At 57.1% G+C, this 23352-nt stretch carries 23 protein-coding genes and 1 other annotated feature; of the genes, 6 read left to right on the forward strand and 17 right to left on the reverse strand.

What is annotated here, in order from left to right; all coding sequences use genetic code 11:
- Positions 1 to 2: 2 nt before the first annotated feature.
- Positions 3 to 1187 (forward strand): multidrug efflux MFS transporter EmrD, encoded by a 1185-nt coding sequence (emrD, locus tag AAIR21_RS11430; protein WP_020882737.1) that lies wholly within the window; start codon positions 3 to 5, stop codon positions 1185 to 1187.
- Here the strand turns inward: emrD and AAIR21_RS11435 are convergent.
- Positions 1090 to 2178: a cellulase family glycosylhydrolase gene (locus AAIR21_RS11435; RefSeq protein ID WP_183516832.1), complete on the reverse strand. Its 1089-nt coding sequence runs from the start codon at positions 2176 to 2178 to the stop codon at positions 1090 to 1092. The genes emrD and AAIR21_RS11435 overlap by 98 nt on opposite strands.
- An 85-nt stretch (positions 2179 to 2263) precedes the next feature.
- Positions 2264 to 3190, reverse strand: coding sequence for a DNA-binding transcriptional regulator DsdC (gene dsdC / locus AAIR21_RS11440; protein WP_025206531.1), 927 nt, complete (start codon positions 3188 to 3190; stop codon positions 2264 to 2266).
- A 204-nt stretch (positions 3191 to 3394) separates the two neighbouring features.
- Between dsdC and dsdX the strand changes: the two genes are divergently transcribed.
- The gene (gene dsdX, locus AAIR21_RS11445) at positions 3395 to 4732 is read left to right on the forward strand and encodes a D-serine transporter DsdX (protein WP_014167979.1); all 1338 of its coding nucleotides are present in this window, start codon (positions 3395 to 3397) and stop codon (positions 4730 to 4732) included.
- A gap of 17 nt (positions 4733 to 4749) precedes the next feature.
- The gene (dsdA, locus tag AAIR21_RS11450; protein WP_032680040.1) at positions 4750 to 6042 is read left to right on the forward strand and encodes a D-serine ammonia-lyase; all 1293 of its coding nucleotides are present in this window, start codon (positions 4750 to 4752) and stop codon (positions 6040 to 6042) included.
- Here the strand turns inward: dsdA and AAIR21_RS11455 are convergent.
- The 4 genes from AAIR21_RS11455 to AAIR21_RS11470 all read right to left on the reverse strand — a co-directional run bounded on the left by AAIR21_RS11455 (position 6026) and on the right by AAIR21_RS11470 (position 9743).
- On the reverse strand, positions 6026 to 6373 hold the full coding sequence (locus AAIR21_RS11455; protein WP_434681020.1) for a DUF202 domain-containing protein: 348 nt from the start codon (positions 6371 to 6373) through the stop codon (positions 6026 to 6028). The two genes, dsdA and AAIR21_RS11455, sit on opposite strands and share 17 nt — an antisense overlap.
- A complete protein-coding gene (locus tag AAIR21_RS11460) occupies positions 6363 to 6710 on the reverse strand; it encodes a YidH family protein (RefSeq protein WP_020882741.1) in 348 nt (115 codons plus the stop codon). Before AAIR21_RS11460 ends, AAIR21_RS11455 begins: the two co-directional genes overlap by 11 nt.
- Positions 6711 to 6801: 91 nt before the next feature.
- Entirely contained in the window at positions 6802 to 8124 is a 1323-nt protein-coding gene (locus tag AAIR21_RS11465; protein ID WP_044858014.1) for a 6-phospho-alpha-glucosidase, read from the reverse strand.
- Positions 8121 to 9743: an alpha-glucoside-specific PTS transporter subunit IIBC gene (locus tag AAIR21_RS11470; protein ID WP_183516831.1), complete on the reverse strand. Its 1623-nt coding sequence runs from the start codon at positions 9741 to 9743 to the stop codon at positions 8121 to 8123. Before AAIR21_RS11470 ends, AAIR21_RS11465 begins: the two co-directional genes overlap by 4 nt.
- Before the next feature lie 223 nt (positions 9744 to 9966).
- On the opposite strand from AAIR21_RS11470, the gene AAIR21_RS11475 reads away from it, so the two are divergent.
- Positions 9967 to 10713: a GntR family transcriptional regulator gene (locus AAIR21_RS11475; RefSeq protein WP_047742691.1), complete on the forward strand. Its 747-nt coding sequence runs from the start codon at positions 9967 to 9969 to the stop codon at positions 10711 to 10713.
- Here AAIR21_RS11475 and AAIR21_RS11480 read toward each other — a convergent pair.
- The 3 genes from AAIR21_RS11480 to ibpA all read right to left on the reverse strand — a co-directional run bounded on the left by AAIR21_RS11480 (position 10681) and on the right by ibpA (position 13470).
- Positions 10681 to 12342, reverse strand: coding sequence for a putative transporter (locus AAIR21_RS11480; protein WP_020882744.1), 1662 nt, complete (start codon positions 12340 to 12342; stop codon positions 10681 to 10683). The genes AAIR21_RS11475 and AAIR21_RS11480 overlap by 33 nt on opposite strands.
- Before the next feature lie 152 nt (positions 12343 to 12494).
- Positions 12495 to 12923, reverse strand: a complete 429-nt coding sequence (ibpB, locus tag AAIR21_RS11485) for a small heat shock chaperone IbpB (protein ID WP_025202652.1) — start codon at positions 12921 to 12923, stop codon at positions 12495 to 12497.
- Positions 12924 to 13059: 136 nt separating this feature from the next.
- Positions 13060 to 13470 carry a small heat shock chaperone IbpA gene (gene ibpA / locus AAIR21_RS11490; RefSeq protein WP_008500162.1) on the reverse strand — a complete coding sequence of 137 codons (411 nt, stop codon included), beginning with the start codon at positions 13468 to 13470 and terminating at the stop codon, positions 13060 to 13062.
- Positions 13464 to 13536: a sequence feature (ROSE (Repression Of Heat Shock gene Expression) occurs in the 5'-region of heat shock genes and acts as an RNA thermometer to modulate expression.), on the reverse strand. It overlaps the preceding gene by 7 nt.
- Before the next feature lie 248 nt (positions 13537 to 13784).
- Between ibpA and AAIR21_RS11495 the strand changes: the two genes are divergently transcribed.
- The gene (locus tag AAIR21_RS11495; RefSeq protein ID WP_025202651.1) at positions 13785 to 14102 is read left to right on the forward strand and encodes a YceK/YidQ family lipoprotein; all 318 of its coding nucleotides are present in this window, start codon (positions 13785 to 13787) and stop codon (positions 14100 to 14102) included.
- Positions 14103 to 14112: 10 nt separating this feature from the next.
- Here the strand turns inward: AAIR21_RS11495 and AAIR21_RS11500 are convergent, their stop codons facing one another.
- The 8 genes from AAIR21_RS11500 to AAIR21_RS11535 all read right to left on the reverse strand — a co-directional run bounded on the left by AAIR21_RS11500 (position 14113) and on the right by AAIR21_RS11535 (position 22292).
- Entirely contained in the window at positions 14113 to 15342 is a 1230-nt protein-coding gene (locus AAIR21_RS11500; RefSeq protein ID WP_073397608.1) for a DUF3748 domain-containing protein, read from the reverse strand.
- Positions 15343 to 15393: 51 nt separating this feature from the next.
- On the reverse strand, positions 15394 to 16731 hold the full coding sequence (locus AAIR21_RS11505) for an MFS transporter (RefSeq protein ID WP_078775102.1): 1338 nt from the start codon (positions 16729 to 16731) through the stop codon (positions 15394 to 15396).
- Between the two features lie 72 nt (positions 16732 to 16803).
- Positions 16804 to 17952, reverse strand: coding sequence for a galactonate dehydratase (dgoD, locus tag AAIR21_RS11510; RefSeq protein ID WP_032680044.1), 1149 nt, complete (start codon positions 17950 to 17952; stop codon positions 16804 to 16806).
- On the reverse strand, positions 17949 to 18566 hold the full coding sequence (locus tag AAIR21_RS11515; RefSeq protein ID WP_014167963.1) for a 2-dehydro-3-deoxy-6-phosphogalactonate aldolase: 618 nt from the start codon (positions 18564 to 18566) through the stop codon (positions 17949 to 17951). The genes dgoD and AAIR21_RS11515 overlap by 4 nt, the downstream gene beginning before the upstream one ends.
- On the reverse strand, positions 18550 to 19428 hold the full coding sequence (locus AAIR21_RS11520; protein WP_073397497.1) for a 2-dehydro-3-deoxygalactonokinase: 879 nt from the start codon (positions 19426 to 19428) through the stop codon (positions 18550 to 18552). Before AAIR21_RS11520 ends, AAIR21_RS11515 begins: the two co-directional genes overlap by 17 nt.
- Positions 19425 to 20114, reverse strand: coding sequence for a D-galactonate utilization transcriptional regulator DgoR (dgoR, locus tag AAIR21_RS11525; RefSeq protein WP_006177594.1), 690 nt, complete (start codon positions 20112 to 20114; stop codon positions 19425 to 19427). The genes AAIR21_RS11520 and dgoR overlap by 4 nt, the downstream gene beginning before the upstream one ends.
- A 226-nt stretch (positions 20115 to 20340) precedes the next feature.
- Positions 20341 to 21153: a sugar-phosphatase gene (yidA, locus tag AAIR21_RS11530; protein ID WP_020882751.1), complete on the reverse strand. Its 813-nt coding sequence runs from the start codon at positions 21151 to 21153 to the stop codon at positions 20341 to 20343.
- Positions 21154 to 21266: 113 nt separating this feature from the next.
- Positions 21267 to 22292, reverse strand: coding sequence for a zinc-dependent alcohol dehydrogenase family protein (locus tag AAIR21_RS11535; RefSeq protein ID WP_014167960.1), 1026 nt, complete (start codon positions 22290 to 22292; stop codon positions 21267 to 21269).
- Between the two features lie 109 nt (positions 22293 to 22401).
- Between AAIR21_RS11535 and AAIR21_RS11540 the strand changes: the two genes are divergently transcribed.
- Positions 22402 to 23349, forward strand: a complete 948-nt coding sequence (locus AAIR21_RS11540; protein ID WP_183516830.1) for a LysR family transcriptional regulator — start codon at positions 22402 to 22404, stop codon at positions 23347 to 23349.
- The last annotated feature ends 3 nt before the right edge of the window (positions 23350 to 23352 follow it).

Consider the following 23352-nt stretch of genomic DNA (forward strand, 5'->3'; position numbering starts at 1 on the left):
ACATGAAAAAACACAGGAACGTTAACTTATTGTTGATGCTGGTGTTACTGGTGGCCGTCGGTCAGATGGCGCAAACCATCTACATTCCGGCGATCGCCGATATGGCAAAGGAACTTAACGTCCGCGAGGGCGCAGTACAGAGCGTAATGGCAGCTTATCTGCTGACCTACGGCGTTTCGCAGCTGTTCTATGGACCGCTGTCTGATCGCGTCGGGCGTCGCCCGGTGATTCTGGTGGGTATGTCCATTTTCATGGTGGCGACGGTGATTGCCATTACCACCCATAACCTGACCATATTGATTGCCGCCAGCGCCCTGCAGGGTGTCGGCACCGGCGTCGGAGGGGTGATGGCGCGAACCCTGCCACGCGATCTCTATCAGGGCACCCAACTCCGCCATGCCAACAGTTTGTTAAATATGGGAATTCTGGTTAGCCCGCTGCTGGCGCCGCTGATTGGTGGCCTGCTCGATACGATGTGGTCCTGGCGTGCCTGCTACGCTTTCCTGCTGGTGCTGTGCGTAATTGTGACCTTCAGCATGGCGCGGTGGATGCCGGAAACCCGGCCAACGGACGCGCCACGCACCCGCCTTATCACCAGCTATAAAACGCTGTTCGGCAACGGCGCGTTTACCTGTTATCTGCTGATGCTGGTTGGTGGCCTGGCGGGTATTGCCGTGTTTGAAGCCTGCTCCGGCGTGCTGCTGGGTGCCGGGCTTGGCCTGAGCAGCATGGTGGTCAGTATCCTGTTTATTCTGCCCATCCCGGCCGCGTTCTTTGGTGCCTGGTTTGCCGGCCGTCAGAACAAGCGTTTCTCAACGCTGATGTGGCAGTCGGTGATCAGCTGCCTGCTGGCAGGTCTGATGATGTGGATCCCGGGGCTGTTTGGCGTGATGACCGTCTGGACGCTGCTGATCCCGGCGGCGCTGTTCTTCTTCGGCGCGGGGATGCTGTTCCCGCTCGCCACCAGCGGCGCAATGGAGCCGTTCCCGTTCCTCGCAGGCACGGCGGGCGCACTGGTGGGGGGACTGCAGAACATCGGTTCCGGCGCGCTGGCCTGGCTCTCGGCGATGATGCCGCAAACTGGCCAGGCTAGTCTGGGTTTGCTGATGACGCTGATGGGCCTGCTGATTTTACTATGCTGGCTGCCGCTGGCGTCGCGTGTTCCCCATCACGAGCAGCCGGTTTAACCGCATGATGGCCTGGCTTCTCGCCGGGCTTTTCACAAACAGGCGCGATCATGGCCTGCAGCAGCGGCTCTGGCGCAGGACGCCAGGCGCCCTCTTCCCCGTCGTAAAACTGAATATCCGCGTTGATAGCGTAGGGAACTTTGGCCTTTTGCAGTTCGCAGGCCATAAACGAGGCAAACGCCATTTGCGATGCGGTTGGGGTGAAGTGATTTGATTCACCCACGCCCCAGCCGCCCACCCAGCTGACGTGACCGGTTTTTTGCTGCCAGTGCAGCGCGGTCGCAATGCGATTATGGATAGCCGCTTTCTCCGCCACCGTCCCGGACGTCCACGGATATTTACCGTTACTCTTTAGCGGACCCCACGGGAAAATGTGCCACTCCGCCAGCAGATAATTTTGGCTGTGCGCCGGGAGTTTCAGGCTGGAGAGATCCTCTGGCGCAGCCCGCAGACGTGGCGCGATGAAGATCATGCGATTAGCATCAATTGCATGAATGTCTTTGACGGTTTTCTCGTAAACCCGGTTAAGCGACGCGGCGTTATGGTTGAGCTTGTCCGCGGGTTCATAAATCAGGTCAAAACCCAGCAGGGGATAGCTTTGGCCGAAGTAGTGCGCCACGGCAATCCACCAGTTAATCACCTCTTTTTCCGTCTCGGCTTTCGGGTCGTTTTTATATTCATCGGCCTGATAAGCGATAATCGGGATCACCCCGTATTGCTCGCAGGCTTCCACCAGCTTACGCAGATGAATCAGCCGCGCTTCCGTCGGTTCATCGGCCACGCGGATACGCACATGGCTGATACCCTTCGCACGAAAATCGCGAACCACCAGCGGATCGAACTCCCGAATGCCGCGCTCGGTGCGCGCCCAGTCTACGTCCATCCCCACGCCCAGCTTTTGCGCATAAAGCGCAGCCGTCAGCGGTGGCTCAGCGGCAATCACCCAGCCGGAAGAGAACAGTAACGCAGTGGCAATCAAAGGCTTTAACACGGTGTACCTTGCGAGAAATCAAAAGCATTACCTGTATTTAGCACGCTTTTTCACATTTGGTGTAGCGCCAAAGCGTAATAATTCTTCAGCCAGCCAGTTCTCTCAGCCAGCTAATAAAGGCATCAATTTTCGGCCACTGTCGTCCTGGCAGGGTCGACATGTAGTAATGCTGATGGCATTTAAGCGTTTTCTCCCCAAACGGTGCAATCAACTCACCGCGTTCGAGCCGCTTTTGTACCAGCCGTTTTCGCCCCATCGCGACCCCGACATGGTTCATTGCCGCGACAATCGCTAAATCAGAACGATCGAAGCCAATGCCTGATGATGATGGCATGTTCACTGCAAAATGCGCCGCCCAGCTGAGCCATTCGTCGGTACCGGAATCGTTACTCCAGGCCTGGCGATCGTGCAGGAGCGTACAGTGGCTGAGGTGGGCGGGATTTTTCAGCAGGTCATGTTCCCGGGCATACGCCGGCGAGCAGACGGGTAAAATCGCCTCGTCCATCAGGAAGTGATGCGTCAAATTGGCTGGCGGCGTATCGTCGAAATAGAGCGCCAGATCGATACCGGTTCGCTGCATATTGACGTTTTCATTGCCGGTCAGGATGGTCAGCGAGATCGCGGGATAACGCCGGGTGAAATCCCCGAGCATAGGCACTAGCCAGCACTGGGCAATCGACGGGCGAGAGTAAACCGTCAACGTGCCGGACAGCGCCTGGTTCTTGATATCCAGGATCTCCTGGTTCAACGTATCCAGCGACGATTTCAGCGTCCAGTAGACGCGTTTACCCTCCTGCGTCAGCTCCACTTTACGGTGGGAGCGGACAAACAGCGCTATCCCTAACTCCTCTTCCAGCAGGTTGATACGGTGGCTCACCGCACTGGGGCTGAGCGACAGCTCCTCCGCCGCCAGCGCGAAGGACTCGTGGCGGGCGGCCACTTCAAACGTATACATTTTTGACAGCTGCCAGCCGTTTAACAGCCGGTTTCGACCTTCATTTGCGTCATTCATCGCACTTCTCACACGGACTTTTGCTGCTCAGGATATCGCTCAAAGTTGAATTTATGTGAACCAAACACGCATTAAGTGCGCTTTTTTGAGTCCAGTCACGCGTTTGATCCAATCTGGCTCACCTGAAAGGCAATTTATATCGTTTGTCAGCACCCGCTGATTTTTCGTCCAATACCCGTAAATAACATAAGGGTGAGGTGAGATATGGGTGCTCAGGTCTGGGTTGTGGCGACGCTGCTCATCAGCATCGCGTTAATCGTATTAACTATCGTAAAACTGAAGTTTCACCCGTTCCTGGCGCTGCTGCTGGCGAGCTTTTTTGTCGGTGCCATGATGGGAATGCGCCCGCTGGACATGGTGAATGCCATTGAAAGCGGTATTGGCGGCACGCTCGGCTTCCTGGCGGCGGTGATCGGGCTTGGCACCATCCTCGGCAAGATGATGGAGGTGTCCGGTGCGGCAGAACGCATTGGGATAGCGCTTCAGCGTTGCCGCTGGCTGTCAGCCGATGTCATCATGGTACTGGTGGGGCTTATCTGCGGCATTACGCTGTTTGTTGAAGTCGGCGTCGTCCTGCTGATCCCGCTGGCCTTCTCCATCGCCAAAAAGACCCATACCTCGCTGCTGAAGCTGGCCATTCCCCTCTGTACCGCGCTGATGGCGGTGCACTGCGTGGTTCCGCCGCACCCGGCTGCCCTGTTTGTCACGAATAAGCTGGGGGCGGACGTGGGGACGGTTATCGTCTACGGTCTGATGGTTGGCCTGCTGGCCTCGCTGGTTGGCGGCCCGCTGTTCCTGAAATTGCTGGGCGATCGCCTGCCCTTCAAAGCCGTCCCGGCTGAATTTTCTGACCTCAACGTTCGTGAAGAACATACGCTGCCCTCGCTGGGAGCCACGCTGTTTACCGTGCTGCTGCCCATTGGCCTGATGCTGGTGAAGACCCTCGCCGAGCTGAATATGGCAAGAGAAGGCACGCTGTATACGCTGCTGGAATTTATCGGTAACCCGATCACCGCCATGTTCATCGCCGTGTTCGTCGCCTATTACCTGCTGGGGCTGCGCCAGCATATGGGGATGGGTACGATGCTGACCCATACCGAGCATGGCTTTGGCGCCATCGCCAACATTCTGTTGATTATCGGCGCGGGCGGCGCGTTTAACGCCATCCTCAAAACCAGCGGCCTGGCCGATACCCTGGCGCACATTCTGTCGAACCTGAATATGCACCCGATCCTGCTCGCGTGGCTGGTGGCGCTGGTTCTGCACGCGGCGGTGGGGTCGGCCACGGTGGCGATGATGGGCGCAACCGCCATCGTCGCCCCCATGCTGCCGCTCTATCCTAACGTCAGTCCGGAGATCATCACCATTGCCATCGGTTCCGGTGCCATTGGCTGCACGATCGTGACCGATTCCCTCTTCTGGCTGGTGAAGCAGTACTGCGGTGCCAGCCTGAACGAGACCCTGAAGTACTATACGACGGCGACGTTTATCGCCTCGGTACTTGCACTTGGCAGCACATTCCTGCTTTCTTTCATTATCTGAGCGCGAAGAGACGTACTATGGAAAACGCAACTATCAGCACCTTAACCGCACAGTTCCCTCTGATTGAGGATCTGATTGCCCTGAAAGAGACCACCTGGCTAAACCCGCGCACCACCTCGCTTGCTGAAGGGTTGCCGTATGTCGGTCTGAGCAAAGCCGATGTGGACGATGCGCATGCACGCCTTAACCGCTTTGCGCCGTATCTGGCAAAAGCGTTCCCCGAAACGGCGGCCACGCAGGGGATTATCGAGTCCGAGCTGGTGGCTATCCCGGCGATGCAGAAAAGGCTGGAGAACGAATCGGGGGTGGCCATTCCCGGCACGCTGCTGCTGAAAAAAGACAGTCATCTGCCTATCTCTGGCTCCATCAAAGCGCGCGGGGGCATCTATGAAGTGCTGACTCACGCCGAAAAACTGGCGCTGGAAGCAGGGTTACTGAGCGTCGAAGACGATTACAGCATCCTGCTGGAACCGCGTTTTAAAGCGTTCTTCAGCCAGTACAGTATCGCGGTGGGATCCACCGGCAACCTCGGGATGTCCATTGGCATCATGAGCGCGCGCATCGGCTTTCAGGTTACGGTGCACATGTCTGCCGATGCCCGTGAGTGGAAAAAAGCCAAACTGCGTAGCCACGGTGTTATCGTCGTTGAATATGAGCAGGATTACGGCGTGGCGGTGGAGCAAGGACGTAAGGCCGCGGAGAGCGATCCGAACTGTTTCTTTATCGACGATGAGAACTCCCGCACGCTGTTCCTCGGCTATGCGGTGGCAGGCGAGCGGCTAAAAGCGCAGTTTGCCGCGCAGGGCCGCGTGGTGGATGCAGAACATCCGCTGTACGTCTATTTGCCTTGTGGCGTCGGTGGCGGTCCTGGCGGCGTGGCGTTTGGCCTGAAGCTGGCCTTTGGCGATAACGTACACTGTTTCTTCGCCGAGCCGACGCACTCCCCGTGCATGCTGCTGGGGGTCTACACCGGGCTACATGATGCCATCGCCGTGCAGGATCTGGGTATCGACAACGTGACGGCCGCCGACGGGCTGGCGGTTGGACGCGCGTCTGGCTTTGTGGGCCGGGCGATGGAGCGGCTGCTTGACGGGTTCTATACCCTTTCCGATCAAAGCATGTACGACATGCTCGGCTGGCTGGCGCAGGAAGAAGGCATTCGCCTTGAGCCGTCGGCGCTGGCGGGCATGGCCGGGCCGCTGCGTGTTCCTGTCGCATCCGCGAACGCGACCCATCTGGTCTGGGCAACCGGCGGCGGAATGGTGCCGGAAGACGAGATGGCGAAGTACCTGGCTAAAGGGAAAAAATAAACTGCAGATGGGTGACCGCAAACAGCAGTGACAACGACAGTACCGCGAGGGCGATCAGGAACTTATCGCGCACCGCCTTCGGCTGTACAAAATCGTCCTGCGTCACATCCATTACGTTGCGACTGCGGGTATAGCGCCACAAAACGATCGCCACAAGCGCCAGCACGACCAGTGAGATCCAGAATGGCACGCCTGTGCGATGCCCGTTGTGCTTGATGGCGAGGGCAATCAGCGCGCCATACCCCAGTAACGTACGCAGCCAGGCCAGCGACGTCCGCTCCGGCTGCAGGCCGGGGTCGGCTTCGCGTCGCGCTTTGCGGTTATCCACCATACAACACCAGCACCATCACCACGCCCGCTACCGCCAGCAAAATCATGCTGATGATGAGTAACCCACGCGTATAGGGAAGATCCTGCTTGAGCCGCATCGCCTTTTCGTTACGCAGCCAACGCAGGTAGCCGTAAATGGCCAGCACACCGGCAAACAGGCACAGCAGCAACGCCAGCACTTCGCGGATCAGCGGCGTGGCAAAATCAGGCGCGAGCTGGTCAAGCCCCACACCCGCGGCGAGAAAGCCCAACGCGGTGCGGATCCATGCGAGGAACGTACGCTCGTTAGCCAGCGAGAAGCGGTAGTCAGGGGCTTCACCGAGGCGGGAAATTTTCATGAAGATTCCTTGTCTGCTACAGGCAGGTTCCAGCATAGCGTAAATCGACAAGGACAAGGAGACCGGCATCGGGCGATGCCGGTCAGGACGATTAATGCAGCGCTGGCCAGTACGCTTTGTTGGCCTCGATCAGGTCATCCAGAATCGCTTTCGCAACGGAGGCGCTCGGCACCGTTTTCGACAGCGTAATCGCCTGCCACAATTTCTGGTACGAGCGCTGCTCCCAGGCATCCACTACCAGTTTTTCCACCGCTACCTGTTGGCTCATCAACCCTTTCTGGAAGTGTGGAATGTCGCCCACCGTTAACGGCTCCGGCCCGTTATGACCGACCAGGCACGGAATTTCTACCATCGCGTCGGCATCAAAGTTATGAATGGCACCGTTGTTGGGCACAATCAGCAGCATGCGCTCCTGAGTGTTGAAGGCAATCGCAGTCGCCAGATCGACGATGTACGACGCATGTTCGTCGATTTCCAGCTCCCCGGCGGACGATACACCGGCTTCGATAATCGCCCGGCAGGCGCTGAACACATGCTTCTCACGGTGATCCATCACCTCGTTAGCGCGCGTGCGTTCCGGATTGGAGTGCGCGACCACGTAGTCCGGGAACAGGTAATATTTCAGATAGGTGTTTGGCATGGTGTCCGGATCCAGCGCCTGCACATCTTTTGCCTTCGCGAACGTGTCGTTCCAGCTGGCTTCGGTATGGGCATTATCAGAGGGCGGTACATAGCCGTTTTTCGCGACATATTCGCGCAGTTTCGGCATTAAATCATTGCCGTTTGCATCTTCAATGGATGTCCACCATCCGAAGTGGTTCAGCCCGTAGTAACGCACGCGCATCTCTTTACGGTCTTTAAGGCCGACTATCTGCGCCATACGCCCTTCAATGCCGATGGGCATATCGCAGATGTTGAGGATTTTGGCGTTGGGTCGCAGGCGACGGGTCGCTTCAGCCACGATGGCCGCCGGGTTGGAGTAGTTCAGCATCCACGCATTCGGGGAGTATTGCGTCATGTAATCGACCAGCTCCAGCACGCCGCCAATAGAGCGCATGCCGTAGGCGATCCCGCCGGGTCCGCAGGTCTCCTGACCCAGCACACCGTGACGCAGGGGGATTTTCTCGTCTTTTTCACGCATCGGGTATTTCCCCACGCGGATATGTGCCATCACAAAATCGACGTCGGTAAAGGCCGCTGCAGGATCGGTGGTGTAGCTAAACTCAATCTCCGGAGCCTGCTCTTTAAGGATGATCTTGCACGCCTCGGCGATGGTCTCCTGACGCGCGCCGTCGTTGTCATAGAATTTCAGCGCGCGCAGCGGAAAACGGTCGCGGTTGGCTAACAGCATCAGGACGATCCCCGGCGTGAAGGTACTGCCGCCGCCTGCAATGACAACTGAGAATTTTTTCATGATATAGCCTCTGTCAGGGTAGTTTGTTCGTTTGTTGAAGGGGTTTTCATCAGCGATTCAAGCTGGTCTCGCACCTGAGGAACGTGCAGTCCAACAATCACCTGAATGCCGTTGCCGCGTCGCACCACGCCGTGTGCGCCCAGGGCCTTAAAGACGTCGTCGCGTTGGGTTTGCGCCATGTCGACCAGCGCGATACGTAAGCGGGTGGCGCAGTTATTAATGCTTTCGATATTGGCCGCGCCGCCCAGCGCCTGCAGGAATCCGGCGGCTTGCCCAACCTGCTGGCTGGCGGCAGCCGGTGCGGTGGTTTGCCCGCGCGCCGCTTTATAATCCGCCTTGCTGTAAAGTTTGACTTCGCTCTCTTCACGGCCCGGGGTTTTAAGGTTCAGCCGTTCAATCAGCGTTTTGAAGACCACGAAATAGAGGCCGGTGAAGCAAAGACCGATACCCATCTGGGTGAATACCGTCGAGGCGTGGTTGTGGAACATGGGGATCCAGTTTTGCGGCAGGAACTGGTCCAGCAGTCCGCCGCCCATGTTGCCCACGACGCCGAAGATGTACATCACCGTCGCCATCGTGGCAGCCAGAACGGCGTGGACGGCAAACAGCAGCGGCGAAATGAACAGGAAGGTGAATTCCAGCGGCTCGGTAATGCCCACCAGCACGGCGGTCAGCGTGGCCGGGATCAGCAGGCCTGCCACTTTGACGCGGTTTTCCGGTGATGCGGTATACCAGAGCGCCAGCGCAATCCCGACAGAGCCAAACACTTTGGCGTTGCCGTGAAGCGCAAAACCGCCTTCCGGGAACAGGGTTTTCAGCGGCAGCGTGCTTTGGCTAAATTCCTGAAGATGCTGCGCCCAATAAACCTGGATGCCGCCCTCGACCGCTGCCGGGCCAAAGATAAACGGACCATAGACAAAGTGGTGTAATCCGGTAGGGATCAGAATGCGTTCCAGGAAGGTATAAACCCACACCCCCAGCGCACCGGCAGAGCGTAAAAAGGCCTGCAGGGACTCAATGCCCAGCTGCACTTTCGGCCAGCCCAGCAGCGTCAGCCAGGCGCAGGGGATCATCACAAAGAACGCGAGGATAACGACAAACGAGGTGCCCTGAAAAATCCCCAGAAAAACAGGCAACTGCTTGTCGAAATAGCGGTTGTGGATGGCGGTGACAATCCCCGAAATCACAATCGCCCCAATGATGCTGGTATCGAGCGTTTTGATACCGGCAATCATGGCCAGTCCGCTGCCGGCAGTGGGCTCAGCGGCGAAGTTGACGCCAAAGAAATGACCCCATGTCATCCCCATCGCATTGATAAAGTAGTTCCAGGTCAGAAAACTGATCAGCACCGCCAGGCAGGCGCGGCCCTGCGCCTGCTTCGCCAGACCAATCGGTAAACCCACGGCAAAAATCAGCGGCATATTGCGAAACACCGCCCAGCCGCCCTCTTCAATGATGTGAACAATTTGCGCGAACAGATTATCGGGGGCGGTTAAGGCCTCGCCCACAAACAGCGGGTTGCGAAGCATGATGGCGATCCCGACCACGATCCCGGCAAAGGGAAATAACAACACCGGGGTAAACATGGCGCCGCCAAAACGTTGTATTTGACTGAGCATTTTTAAATCCTCACGTAACAACCTGTAGTGGGTAGAGGCCTTTATGATTTTTTGCTGGGCCTGAAGTGAGCATAAGAATTTACCCATGGGCGAACATGACGTGCCGCTGCGATTCGTGATCGCATTCATGGTTTTATTTTGACCAGTCAGGTCTACTTTTCGTTGTTAATATGGACATGTCAGGACGCAATCCACGCGTTAATACGGGCAGAGAGGTCTACTGGTGATCTACAAATCTATCGCTGACAGGTTGCGGCTGCGGCTGAATTCGTCGGACTACAATATCGGGAGTCCGCTGCCGGGTGAGAAAGCGCTGGCGCAGGAGTTTGGCGTGGCGCGGATGACCATTCGAAAGGCGCTGGATCTGCTGGTGAACTGGGGGCTGGTTGAACGCCGACACGGTAGCGGGACATTCGTGGCGCGTAAAGATGTCCACCACGAAACCACCAATCTGACCGGGCTGGTGGAGGTGCTGCGCCAGCAGGGAAAAGAGGTGCAGAGCAAGGTGCTACAGTTCGAAGTGATGCCCGCTCCGCCCGCTATCGCCAGCCAGCTCCGCATTCAGGTGGATGAGCGTATCTACTTCTCGCGCCGGGTGCGTTATGTCGACGGAAAACCCCTGATGCTGGAGGACAGCTTTATGCCCGTGAAGCTGTTCCGCACGCTTTCACTGGCACATCTGGAGGGGTCGAAGTTTGATTACATCGAGAAGGAGTGCGGAATAACCATCAGCGGCAACTACGAGAGCCTGACGCCGGTGCTGGCAGATAAACAGCTCGCCGGTTACCTGAACCTGCCGGAACAGACGCCGCTGCTGCGGATAACGTCTCTCTCCTACAGCGACAGCGGCGAATTTCTCAATTATTCCGTGATGTTCCGTAATACCCGTGATTACCAGGTGGACTACCATCTGCGGCGCATCCACCCGGAAGACCTGCTAACTCATCCCCCAGAACAGCACCGCCAGTAGCTGCGGGGTAATAATGCGCAGGAACATCACCAGCGGGTAGACCGTGGCGTATGACAGCGCCGCCGCGCCGCTGGTGGCGTGCAGGTTGTTGGCAAAGGCCAGTGCGGGTGGGTCAGTCATTGATCCGGCGAGCATGCCGCAGAGCGTCAGATAGTTCATTTTGGCGAACATCCGCGCCAGGATCCCCATCGTCAGGAGCGGAATCGCCGTGATAAATATCCCGTAGCCGACCCAGCTCATCCCCTCGCCCTTCACCAGGGTATCGATAAAATCGCCCCCGGATTTCAGGCCGACCACCGCCAGAAACAGCACAATTCCCAGCTCGCGCAGCGCCAGGTTGGCGCTCGGCGGCATAAACCAGTAGAGCTTACCGATACAGCCGATACGCCCGAGGATCAGCGCCATAATCAGCGGTCCACCCGCCAGGCCCAGCTTGAGCGCGACCGGAAAACCCGGGACATACAGCGGAATGGAGCCAAGCAGCACCCCCAGCCCGATACCGATAAAGACCGGCAACATTTGCACCTGCTGCAGTTTTTGCTGGGCGTTACCCACCATGTCCGCTACCGCATCAATGGATGACGGGCGTCCGACCAGGTTCAGGATATCGCCGAACTGCAGGCTGGCTTCCGGGCTGGCGACCAGTTCCACCCCAGCACGGTTAAGACGGGAGATCACGACGTCATAGCGCTCTTTCACCTGCAAATCGCGTATTTTCTTGCCAAGTACGTGCTCGTTGGTCACCACGACGCGCTCTACGCGCATATCGGTGCCGCGCGTGGAAAGCGAGGTCTCCACCTCCTGACCAATCACCAGCCGCGCGTTGTTTAAATCCCCGGGCTGTCCGACCAGGTGCAGCAGGTCACCCTGCTGAATAATGGTCCCGGGCGCGGGTACCATCAGCATATCGTCACGTTTAAGGCGCGAGCAGATAATATTGGCGCTGTTCAGGATCGGCACATCCTGAATCGCCATATTGTTGAGGTTGGGGTTATCGACGCGAATGTTGATGGTTTTGATCGGCATATGGCCGTTGGTGAGCGTAGTTTCGTGGTCTTTCGCCTCGTTTTCGACGTTAATGCGAAAGAGTACCCGCACCAGCCACATGGAGAGCAGAATGCCGCAAATCCCAAACGGATAGGCCATGGCGTAGCTCATCCCCATCTGGTCGACAATACCGGGAGAGATGCCAAGGTCGCGCAAAATTTGCTGCCCTGCACCCAGTGCAGGCGTATTGGTGACCGCCCCGGAGAAAATACCCAGCACCACCGGCAGCGGAATATCGAAGAGCTTATGCAGAATGGCGGTGACCAGCCCTCCCATCACCACAATGCCGAAGGCAAACAGGTTCAGCCGTAATCCGGAGACCCGAAGGGAAGCGAAAAAGCCAGGCCCCACCTGAATACCGATGGTGTAGACGAAGAGGATCAGACCGAATTCCTGGATGAAATGGAGCATTTCGGCGCTGAGCACCAGCCCAAGCTGGTCGGCGAAATGGCCGACAAAAATCCCGCCGAACAGCACCCCGCCTATCCCAAATCCGACGCCGCGGATTTTAACATTGCCAATCCACAGACCCACCACTGCGACCAGGGCCAACACGCTAACGGTTAACGCGATATCACTCATGATCCACTTCCTGTGCATAACCTTAGTTATGCTACGGATTCTCTCAGAGCCGCACGCGGTTGTATGGGCGATGGCGCACAAAAAAGCCCTGCCGGGGCAGGGCGTTATCTTTTCATCCTCTCCCTGTGGGAGAGGCAACAACCCGCAGAGGTTTAACTGTTCAGCGCAGGACGCTCGCTAATGGCGATACGCTGCGGTGCAATGGCTTCCGGCACGTTGCGGGTCAGGTCGATATGCAGCAGCCCGTTGGTAAATGTCGCGCCGGACACTTCCATATGGTCAGCCAGAGTAAAGCTCAGGCTAAACGGCTGATTAACCAGGCCCTGGTGCAGCCATTTGGTCTCGGTTTCTTGTTTTTCCGGCGTACCTTTCACGGTCAGGCGCGTGCCTTCGAGCTGAATATCCAGATCGTCCTGGCGGAACCCGGCCAGCGCAAGGGTGATGCGATAGTGGTTGTCATCGCTTTTTTCGATGTTGTACGGCGGAAACGTCTGTTGCTCGGTGGTGCTTTGCAGGGCATTAGCCAGTTTGTCAAAACCAATCCACTGACGCAGCAGGGGGGATAAATCGTAGTTACGCATACTAAATCTCCTTCTGAGAAGCGAGTTCGGCACAGTTTATTTTTGTGCGCAGTTGTTCCTGCAAATCCTCATGGATTCACATATGCTCCCATTACGGCAAGCAATTCTGGGTGGGCCGCTCGCGCGACCCGCATAATCAGTTGATCTCGATACGGCGCGGTTTTTTCTCTTCCGGAATCACACGTTCCAGTTCGATAAACAGCAGGCCGTTGACCAGGTTCGCGCCTTTCACGTGAATGTTCTCGGCTAACTGGAACTTGCGTTCAAAGTTGCGCTCTGCGATACCCTGATAAAGGTAGGTACGTTCTTTCTGCTCAGCCGTATGTGAACCTTTCACCACCAGCAGGTTGTCCTGCGCGGTGATCTCCAGTTCGTTCTCTGCAAAACCGGCGACGGCAATGGCGATGCGGTAGTGATTTTCATCAACCAGTTCAACATTGTATGGAGGGTAGCCGTTGCTCTGGCTTTGGTTATTTTCTAAATGGTTAAACAGGCGGTCAAAACCAATTGCAGAACGGTATAGCGGGGAAAGATCGAAGTTACGCATAAATAAAAGCTCCTGAAATCAGCGAGAAATTGTAGCCTTCCACCATGGACAGGCCAGTGTGCCCCTGAACACCCCGCAGGCGTGTTCGTTATCGGGTTACATTCTTAAAATGGGTCTGGAACCGGTCTTTTCAAGCGCAGCGGGCGCACTTTTTTTTGCACTTTCGTGCATCTCGCTTAGACTGGGACAACAGCACAAAGGGTTAAATTGCGATGGCTGCCACAGTGCGGGGTTATCGGGCTATCCATTTTGAACGAGGCTCGCTATAACCCTGAGTTGCAGGTTTATGCAGTGCCATTAACGATGACTGAGTGATGATGAAAAATGTTCTGATAAAGCTGACGACGTTCAGCGGGGTTGTTTTACTTTGCGGGTGTTCGAGCGTGATGTCTCACACCGGCGGTAAAGAAGGAACATATCCGGGGACGCGTGCCAGCGCTGAGATGATCTCCGATGACGATACCAACTGGGGCACAAAATCCCTGGTCATCCTGGATATGCCGTTTACGGCTGTGGCCGATACGCTTTTGCTGCCGTGGGATATGTTCCGTAAGGACAGCTCCGTGCGCTCGCGGGTAGAGAAAAGCGAGCAGCAAAATCTGGCCACCAATTCCGTCATTCCACCCGCTTAACGCCAACGCGTTAACGCTGCCCGGTTTCCGTTAGCCAAAGCTGACGGAAACCTTCTGTCTCTTCCATCCATGCAATAAAACGCCCGTCCGGGGAAAACACGACCGCATCACCAGACGGTGGATTGCCGTGATCGGACGTCAAAAACGTCACCTCTCCGGTTTGCGCATCACAGCAGGCAATCCGCTCTTCCAGCACAAATCCCAGACAGTGACCGGCTGGGTGCCAGGTAAATGCCGACTGAATGTCACTTTCGTTATGCGTCAACTGGCGTGGTTCGCCGCCTTCTGGAGCGATAAGCCACAGCTGCACAATGCCCTTATCATCACGCATCAGAAACGCAATCTGCGTCCCCTGCGGGTTGCAGCGCACCCAGTGACGCGGCACGTTTACCAGCCCCGGGAATGCCCGCTGGTGGGTAAAGGTCAGCCGGCGCTGCATGACACCCGCCGGGGGCGCAGGCAGCGTCTCAGGAGTTCCCTGCAGCGGCGCATCGCCCGCGCGTTTCCATCCCTGCTCGTCGTTGGGCAGATCCACAATAAACAGTTCTGGCACTTTCTCGCCTGTCGCAGACACGGTATCGCCGATAAACGCCAGCCTGTCATTGCCCACCCAGCCCTCTTCATAGGCTCGGTTGATCTCATCGCTGCCGGGCTGAGGCGCGGGCGTCGTGCGGCTCACCAGCACGCTCCAGAAGGTGCCGGAATATTCACGTGGATGCGTCCCTTGCGGCGTCACCGGGCCAAAAGGCGCTGCGACGCCGACGTTGCGTAAATCGAGCTTCGGGTCACGCTCATGCAATACATGGTCGTTGTAGGTAAAGCTCACGAACTGTCCGTCAGGGCTAAAAACGTGCACGTGGCTGCCGCCACGCAGCGCGCCTGCGGTATAAGGCGGCGTGATATCCATGGCATCCAGGTTACTCACCTGACCGTTGTGTACAACCACGCCCTGACGATGATGAAAATCGTAGTGCCAGTCTGCATCCGGGTTTTCCGGGCCGTGGATAAAGACATATTTGTCCTGCTGCGGATGAACGGTCACCACGCCAACATGCGCACCGTGACTGGCGCGATAGATCACCTCGACGTCACCCGTAATAACATTGACCCGCTCAATAGTTTCACCGGTAAACGATGCGCCGGACGGACGCACATCGTAGGCCAGCCACTGGCTGTCCGGCGTCCAGGTATTGATATTGGTAAGCTGGTGATGACGGGAGGCGAAGGTGATTTGTTTCATGGCGTTACCCTGATGCGCAGTTATCGCATCAGGGTAAAACATTGCGGGGAATTAGCCTACACGTTTGACGTCACCCACCAGCAGGATGTAGGAGAGCGCACCGAGCAAGGCCACCGCGGAGATATAGATCAGTGCCGGGCCAAAGCCATAGTCCTGAGCCAGATAACCGATGACCAGCGGAACCGTGATCCCCCCCAGGCCGCCGACAAAGTTGAACACGCCACCGGTCAGACCAATCAGGCGCATCGGGGCCAGCGAGGAGACCAGCGACCAGGTGATGGAGGCAAAACCGTTACCGAAGAACGCAATCGCCATCAGCGTCATAATCCAGACCGGATCGTTGGTGTAGTTTGCACCCATGATGCAGGTGGAGATCAGCAGCCCGCAGATAATAGGCGTTTTACGCGCGACACCCAGCGAGAACCCTTTTTTCACCAGCCTGTCCGCCAGCCAGCCGGAAAGCAGCACACCAAAGAAGGCCGCCAGGAACGGTACGGTGGTCATAAAGCCCGCCTTCAGCGCGGTGATGCCTTTTTCCTGGGTCAGATAGTTCGGGAACCAGGTCAGGAAGAACCACAGCGTGGAGGTCACCGCGAACTGCCCCAGATAAACCCCCACCAGCTTGCGGTGGAAAACCAGCTTCCAGTCGGCTTTGGTCAGCGGCTGACGCGCCTCTTTTTTCACCGGCGCATCGCCATCCACCAGACCGCCACCGTCGCGGATATAGTCCAGTTCAGCGTTGCTGATACTTTTGGTGAGACGCGGCGGTTGATAGACCTTGAACCAGATCAACGACCAGATAATGCCGATCCCCCCGGTCACAATAAAGACCCAGTGCCAGCTCAGCAGTTCCTGGATCCAGATCAGCAGCGGCGTCAGGAACGCCAGGCCGACAAACTGCCCGGAGGTGTAGAACCCAACGGCCGAGGCGCGTTCATGCTCCGGGAACCAGCTGGTCACCATGCGGTTATTGGTCGGAAACGCCGGGGCTTCGAAAATCCCGGTGATCGCACGCAGGCCAATCAGCGACATCAGCCCGGTGGCAAAGCCCTGGAACAGGGTCGCCACCGACCAGCCGAAGATGGCAATGAAATAGGTCAGGCGCGAGCCGACGCGGTCAAGGAACCAGCCGCCGGGGATCTGGCACAGCGTATACAGCCAGGCAAACGCCGAAAAGACGTAGCCCATTTCCGCTTTGCTGATCCCAAACTCCTCCTGAATATGGGCTGAAGCCACGGCAAGGTTGGCGCGGTCAACGTAACAGATGACCACAGTAATAAAAATCATGACCAGCGTCAGGTAGCGCCGACGCCCGGTTTTTGCAGCAGTAACAGGAATATCCATCGCAATCTGTCTCCAGATTTTGGGCATAGCGAAGCCGCTCACCATGCCCTGTAATTTACAGAGGGTGTGTTTGTTATTGTTGAAATTACTTTTTAGTGGCGATGTGCTTTGGCTGAATTACCACTCAGCGACAGAGCCATCTTCATGACGCCATAACGGGTTGCGCCAGTCCGGCGCGTTTTTACTCAGCTCAATGACTTTGGCTTCGTCGATATCCACGCCAAGGCCCGGCTTCGTTAACGGTTTAAAGAAACCGCCTTCCATGCTGAAATCATCTTTGTTTTTCACAAAGTCGAGCAGTTCCGCGCCCTTGTTATAGTGAATGCCCATGCTCTGTTCCTGGAACACCGCGTTACGCGAGACAAAGTCGACGTGCAGACAGGCTGCCAGTGCGATCGGCCCCAGCGGACAATGCGGTGCCAGCGCCACGTCGTAGGCTTCCGCCATCCCGGCGATTTTGTAGCATTCCGTGATGCCGCCGGCATGCGACAGATCCGGCTGCAATATCGCCAGGCCGCCAGCTTCCAGCACGCGTTTGAACTCGAAGCGCGAGAACATGCGCTCACCGGCGGCAATCGGGATATGCGTCTGTGCGGCCAGTTTCGGGTAGTACTCCGCCTGCTCGGCCAACACCGGCTCTTCGATAAACAGCGGACGGTACGGCTCCAGCTCTTTAATCAGCACTTTGGCCATCGGCGCGCTGACGCGACCGTGGAAGTCCAGGCCAAACTCAATCTCGTTACCGAACGCTTCACGGATCTGCGCCACGGTATTTACCGCGCGGTCTACCGCCCGTGAGTTGTCGATGACACCCATCTCTTCGCAGCCGTTCAGTTTAAAGGTGTCAAAACCAATATTGCGCAGCTGCCTGATACCGTCGATCACTTCCGCGGGACGGTCGCCGCCCACCCAGCTGTAGGCTTTGATTTTGTCGCGCACCAGGCCGCCCATCAGCTGCCAGACCGGGGCATTCAGCACTTTGCCTTTGATATCCCATAACGCCTGGTCGATACCGGCGATGGCGCTCATCAGAACCGGTCCGCCCCGGTAGAACCCCGCGCGGTACATCACCTGCCACAGGTCGTTGATGCGGGCAGGATCTTGTCCTGTCAGGTACTCGCCCAGCTCATGCACCGCCGCTTCCACGGTACGTGCACGCCCTTCAATGACCGGTTCGCCCCAGCCGACCACGCCTTCATCGGTTTCGATTTTCAGGAACAGCCAACGCGGCGGTAAACGGTACGTGGTGAGTTTGGTTATTTTCATTTCACTGCCTCTCGATACGCTTTCACAAATGCGGCCGCCTGCTGTGCGGTACGTTCGACGGATTGCCCGGCGCGATAGAGATCGCTGCCCAGACCCGCCCCGACACAACCTGCGTTGATCCACTGCGCCAGGTTTTCTGGCGTCACGCCCCCCACGGCAAAGACCGGTACGCTGGCGGGCAATACCGCTTTCAGCGCGCTGATATAGGCCGGACCAAAAGCCGATGACGGGAAAATTTTGAGCGACTGCGCGCCCGCATCGAGAGCCGCAAACGCTTCTGTTGCCGTTGCGCATCCCGGGCAGACGGTCATGCCGTAGCCCACTGCGCGACGGATCACCTCAGGGTGAATATTCGGCGTCACAATCAGCCTGCAGCCCATCTGCGCAAGCTGGTCCACCTGCTCCGGTTGCAGAACGGTGCCAGCGCCAATCAGCGCCTTATCACCAAACGCGTCCACGACCGCCGGGATGCTCTTTTCCCACTCTGGGGAATTAAGCGGTATTTCCACGGCGTCAAAACCGGCGTCGATCGCTGCGCCTACGTGCGCTAATACCTCGTCGGGCGTGACGCCGCGCAGGATAGCGATGAGGGGAAGATTAGTTTGCCACTGCATGAGCTATGCTCCTTATTCCTGCCTGAAATGCCGTGTCGCCTTCTACCGCCGCCACATCCCGCCCGATGGCATTGAACGCCTGGCGGTAGCGAGAGGTCAGCGATGAACCCGCGACGAGGGTGATGGTCTGTTGCCCGGCGAACTGCTCGCTCAGGCTGGCGACTTCCGCGCCAATCAACAGGCCCGATAAAAATTCGCTGACCTGCGTACGGGGAAGCGTGCCCAGTACATGCGAAGCGCGAACTTCAAAAAGTTGCGGCAAAACGGCAGGGCTGGCGATACCCCGCTCCAGCCCGGCGGCAAAGGCCTCGGGCGAAGCGTCCTGCTCCGGCAACCCCGCGCCCACCAGCGAGTGCGTCAGCAGCAAGTGGTGCAGCTCACCGGTCATCACGGTGCGAAAATCGTGGATGTGCTCAGCGTCGGCCTGCACCCATTTACAGTGCGTGCCGGGCATGACGTAGACAGAAGAAGGAGAGAGCGTGCGCGCGCCAAGGAGCTGGGTCTCTTCGCCGCGCATCACATTGTGGTTATCGTTCCGGGAAACGCACAATCCTGGAATAATCCAGATATTGTCACCAACGGACGTTAACTGCTCGCCAATGGCAGCGAACGCGGCAGGTACGGGCAGATAAGGCGCGATCTTCCAGCCCACGTTACTGCCCACCATGCCCGCCATGACCACCGGCGTGGCGCCCTCGCGCCAGTTGTGTGTCACCTCTGCTAACACCGCCTCGGGGGATTTACCGTTCAGGCGCGTCACGCCTGCTTCTGATTGCCTGCTTTCCAGGCACTGCTCGCCCTGATACAGCCAGGCGCGCAGATTGGTCGATCCCCAGTCAATAGCGATGTAGCGAGATGTCATGTGATTTCCTTCAACCTTCGTGTCGAGCTGGCGATCATCGTGAGTGCCGCCTGCTCTGCCGCATCGCCGTCCTGATGCCGGATAGCATCGAACAGCGCTTTATGTTCCTGGAGCGTTTTTGGCATGTTGGCCTCATCGCCCATCCAGGTTCGTTCAAATACCGCGCGCTGTAGCGAGCTGATGGCAACGCTAAGCTGCTGTAATACCGGGTTATGAACCGACTGCAGCACCGCTTCGTGATAGCGGATGTCCGCTTCGTTGAACGCATCCCGGTTCTGGTTATTGGCAATCATGTCGTTCAGGGCGGACTCAATCTGAGCCAGGTCTCCTGACGTTGCACGTTCCGCAGCCCAACGGGCGATGGCCGGCTCTACCAGGTTTCGTACCTCACTCATCGCGCCAATCAGCCTTGGGTCGTAGTCGTTTTCCAGCACCCACTGCAGGACATCGGTGTCGAGGTAGTTCCACTGATTACGCGGGGCGACAAAGGCGCCGCGGTAGCGCTTCATTTCAATCAGCCGCTTTGCCATGAGCGAGCGAAACACTTCCCGAATGATGTTGCGCGAGGTTTCAAACTCCTCACACAGCTCTGCCTCAGCAGGCAGCGGTGAACCGGGAACGTACTTTCCACCCACGATCTGGGTGCCCAGCGTGATGACGATGCGATCGGTTTTATTGAGAGTCATGGAGAGTCCTTATGCTCTGTATGTTCAGGACTACTTTACCTCGACCGCTGAATTTCGCCTCACTTTTGCAGTACAAACGTGACGCCTTTCGTCATTACCGTGGCTGTAATGTAGTACAATCAATTAATGTTGTACTACAATCAAGATCACAAAAAGAACAATTCGATAAATTCAGCGCAAAAAAAAGCCCCGGTTGATAACCGAGGCTGATGAGCGTGAAACGCTGTTACTGCAGAACAAATTTCTCGATCGCGTAGGCGACGCCGTCTTCGAGGTTAGATTTGGTCACGAAATTGGCCACGTCTTTAACCGACGGGATCGCATTGTCCATTGCCACACCCATGCCCGCATATTCAATCATCGCAATGTCGTTTTCCTGATCGCCCAGCGCCATGATCTCGTCCGGTTTGATGCCCAGCGTATCTGCCAGCGATTTCACACCGGTGCCTTTATTTACGCGTTTATCCAGGATTTCGAGGAAGTACGGCGCACTTTTCAGCACGGTGTATTTCTCTTTTACCTCAGCCGGAATGCGCGCAATCGCTTTATCCAGGATGTCAGGCTCATCAATCATCATCACTTTCAGGAACTGGGTGCCCGGATCCATTTTCTCAGCTTCGCAGAACACCAGTGGGATCGTCGCGACATAGGATTCATGTACGGTGTAATAGCTGATATCACGGTTAGCGGTATAGAGCGTATTGCGATCGAGCGCGTGGAAATGGGAACCGACCTCGCGGGACAGTTTTTCCAGGAACAGGTAATCGTCATAGTTCAGCGCGGTTTGCGCCACCGTGCTGCCATCCGCCGCCTTCTGTACCAGCGCACCGTTATAGGTAATGCAGTAATCGCCCGGCTGATTCATGTGCAGTTCTTTCAGGTAGCTGTGCACGCCCGCATACGGACGACCAGTGGTCAGTACCACATTTACGCCTTTTGCGCGCGCAGCGGCAATCGCGTTTTTAACGGCTGGAGAAATAGTGTGGTCTGGCAGCAACAGCGTGCCGTCCATGTCGATAGCAATAAGTTTGATAGCCATAGGGTCCCCGGGATAAATGAGTGCTGCCTCATGCTAACGCGATTAAGCCCACAAAAATAGAGCTACATTGCGCAACAAAAGCCCCCTTTTACGCCTGTCCCGGGGATAACGGCTTACTCGCGGGTGAGGACTATTTTGCCAAAAGCACCGCGGTCGAGGTGTACAAGCGCCTCTTCAAGCTGGTTAAAACGGTAGCGGTGTTCAATCACCGGTTTCAGCCCCGTGACATCGACTGCGCGGACAAAATCTTCCAGCGCACGGCGGTGCCCGACACCAATCCCCTGAATCACCGGTGATTTCAGCAAGAGTTCGCTGGCAGGCAGCGAGATTTCACTCCCGGCCAACACGCCAATGACGGATATGCGCCCATGAACGGCAACGGCCCGCAGGGAATGTCTCAGGTTCTCCCCGCCAACGGTTTCAATAATATGGTCGATACCGCGATCCTGCGTCAGCGCGTAAATCTCGTCAGCCCAGTTCCCTTTAAGCCGGTTGATGCCCCGATCGGCACCGAGCGTTTTAGCCAGCGCCAGTTTTTCATCACTGCCCGACGTCACAAAAACTTCTGCACCGTGTGCTTTGGCGATTTGCAACGCGAAGATTGCGACACCGCCTGTGCCTTGCACCAGCACCGACTGTCCGGCACGTAACTGTCCGCGCTCCACCAGCGCAAACCATGCGGTAAGCCCCGCGCAGGGTAAGGTGCTGGCCTCTGCGTCATCCAGCGTTTCCGGGGCGGCCACCAGCCAGTTTTCACGCATGATCACGTATTCAGACAGCATCCCCTGGAAGTAACCGCCCAGCGTCTGGTAGGGCAAATTGCGGGCGTCGCCTTTCGGTTTACCGTCGACCCACTCCGGAGAGAAGGTGGAGATGACGCGAGCACCGGGTTTAAAGCGGGTAACGCCTTCACCCGTACTGTCCACCACGCCTGCCATGTCAGATGCCGGAGTAAACGGGAAGGTGAGCGCGATCGGCATGTTGCCTTCGATGACCATTTTATCGCGATAGTTGAGCGCAACAGCGTTCACCCGCACGCGCACTTCACCCGGGCCCGGCTGGGGAACAGGCGCCTGAGTGAGTCTGAGGTTTTCACGCCCAAGGGCGTCCATTGACCAGCGTTGCATCATCTCTGTCATCTTTTTCTCCTGTTATCAAATGCACTTCAGTACTGACAGTCTAACGTTGACTCAAGGTCGCCAGTGGCGATACCTTTTCCCACTATTGATTCCTGAAGAACGACAATCCATGACCGATACGCTGAAGGATATTCCCGTTTTTGTCGCCGCCGTAGAGGCAGGCAGTTTTGCTCAGGCCGCGGTGCGTTTGCATTTGTCGCGCTCGGCGGTAGGGAAAAGCATTGCTCGCCTTGAAGCGCGGCTGGGAGTACGCCTGTTTCAGCGCACAACGCGTAGCCAAAGCCTGACCGATAACGGTGCCCTTTTTTATGAACGTTGCCTGCGAGCACTCCAGGAAATCCGTGGCGCGGAGTCGCTGCTGGAAACAGGGAAACATCAGGTGAGTGGCCGTCTGCGTGTTGCCATGCCGGTGCTGTTTGGTCGCCAGTGCATCGCCCCGCTGCTGATAGCCTTGACGCAGGAGCATCCTGCCCTTGAGCTGGAAATGTCATTCAGCGATCGCGTAGTGGATATCGTCGAGGAAGGGTTTGATATGGCGGTGCGAAACGGCGCACTGCCGGACAGCACCATGCTGGTCGCCAGACGCCTGGGGAAACACCGAATGGTGCTGTGCGCCGCGCCGGAATACCTCAGGAATAACGGCCAGCCTGAAACCGTTGGCGATTTACGCCAGCATAAGGCCATTAACTACCTGCGTGCCGGCAGGGTGTTACCGTGGGAACTGGCGGACCACGAAGGCACGCAGCACACCCTAATTCCCCGCTCATCCCTCAATATGGACGATCTGCAGGCTATCTGCGACGCAGCGCTGGCCGGGCATGGTATTGCATGGTTACCCTGCTGGATGGTGCGCAAAGAGCTGCAGAATGGAAGGCTCATCCCACTCTTAAATCAGGCACCGGATGTGCGTTTCGACGTTCACGCGGTCTGGCAGCAGACGCCGCATCTGCCCCTGCGAGTCAGGATTGCGGTCGACATGTTGGTCAGCCGGTTACCGTCAGTCCTGTCGCTGGAACTGGATGCCGATAATTCTGCGCCCACAAAAAAGCCGCGCTAAATG

This window comes from Enterobacter sp. PTB, from assembly GCF_051130085.1.
Classification (GTDB): Bacteria; Pseudomonadota; Gammaproteobacteria; order Enterobacterales; family Enterobacteriaceae; genus Enterobacter; species Enterobacter ludwigii.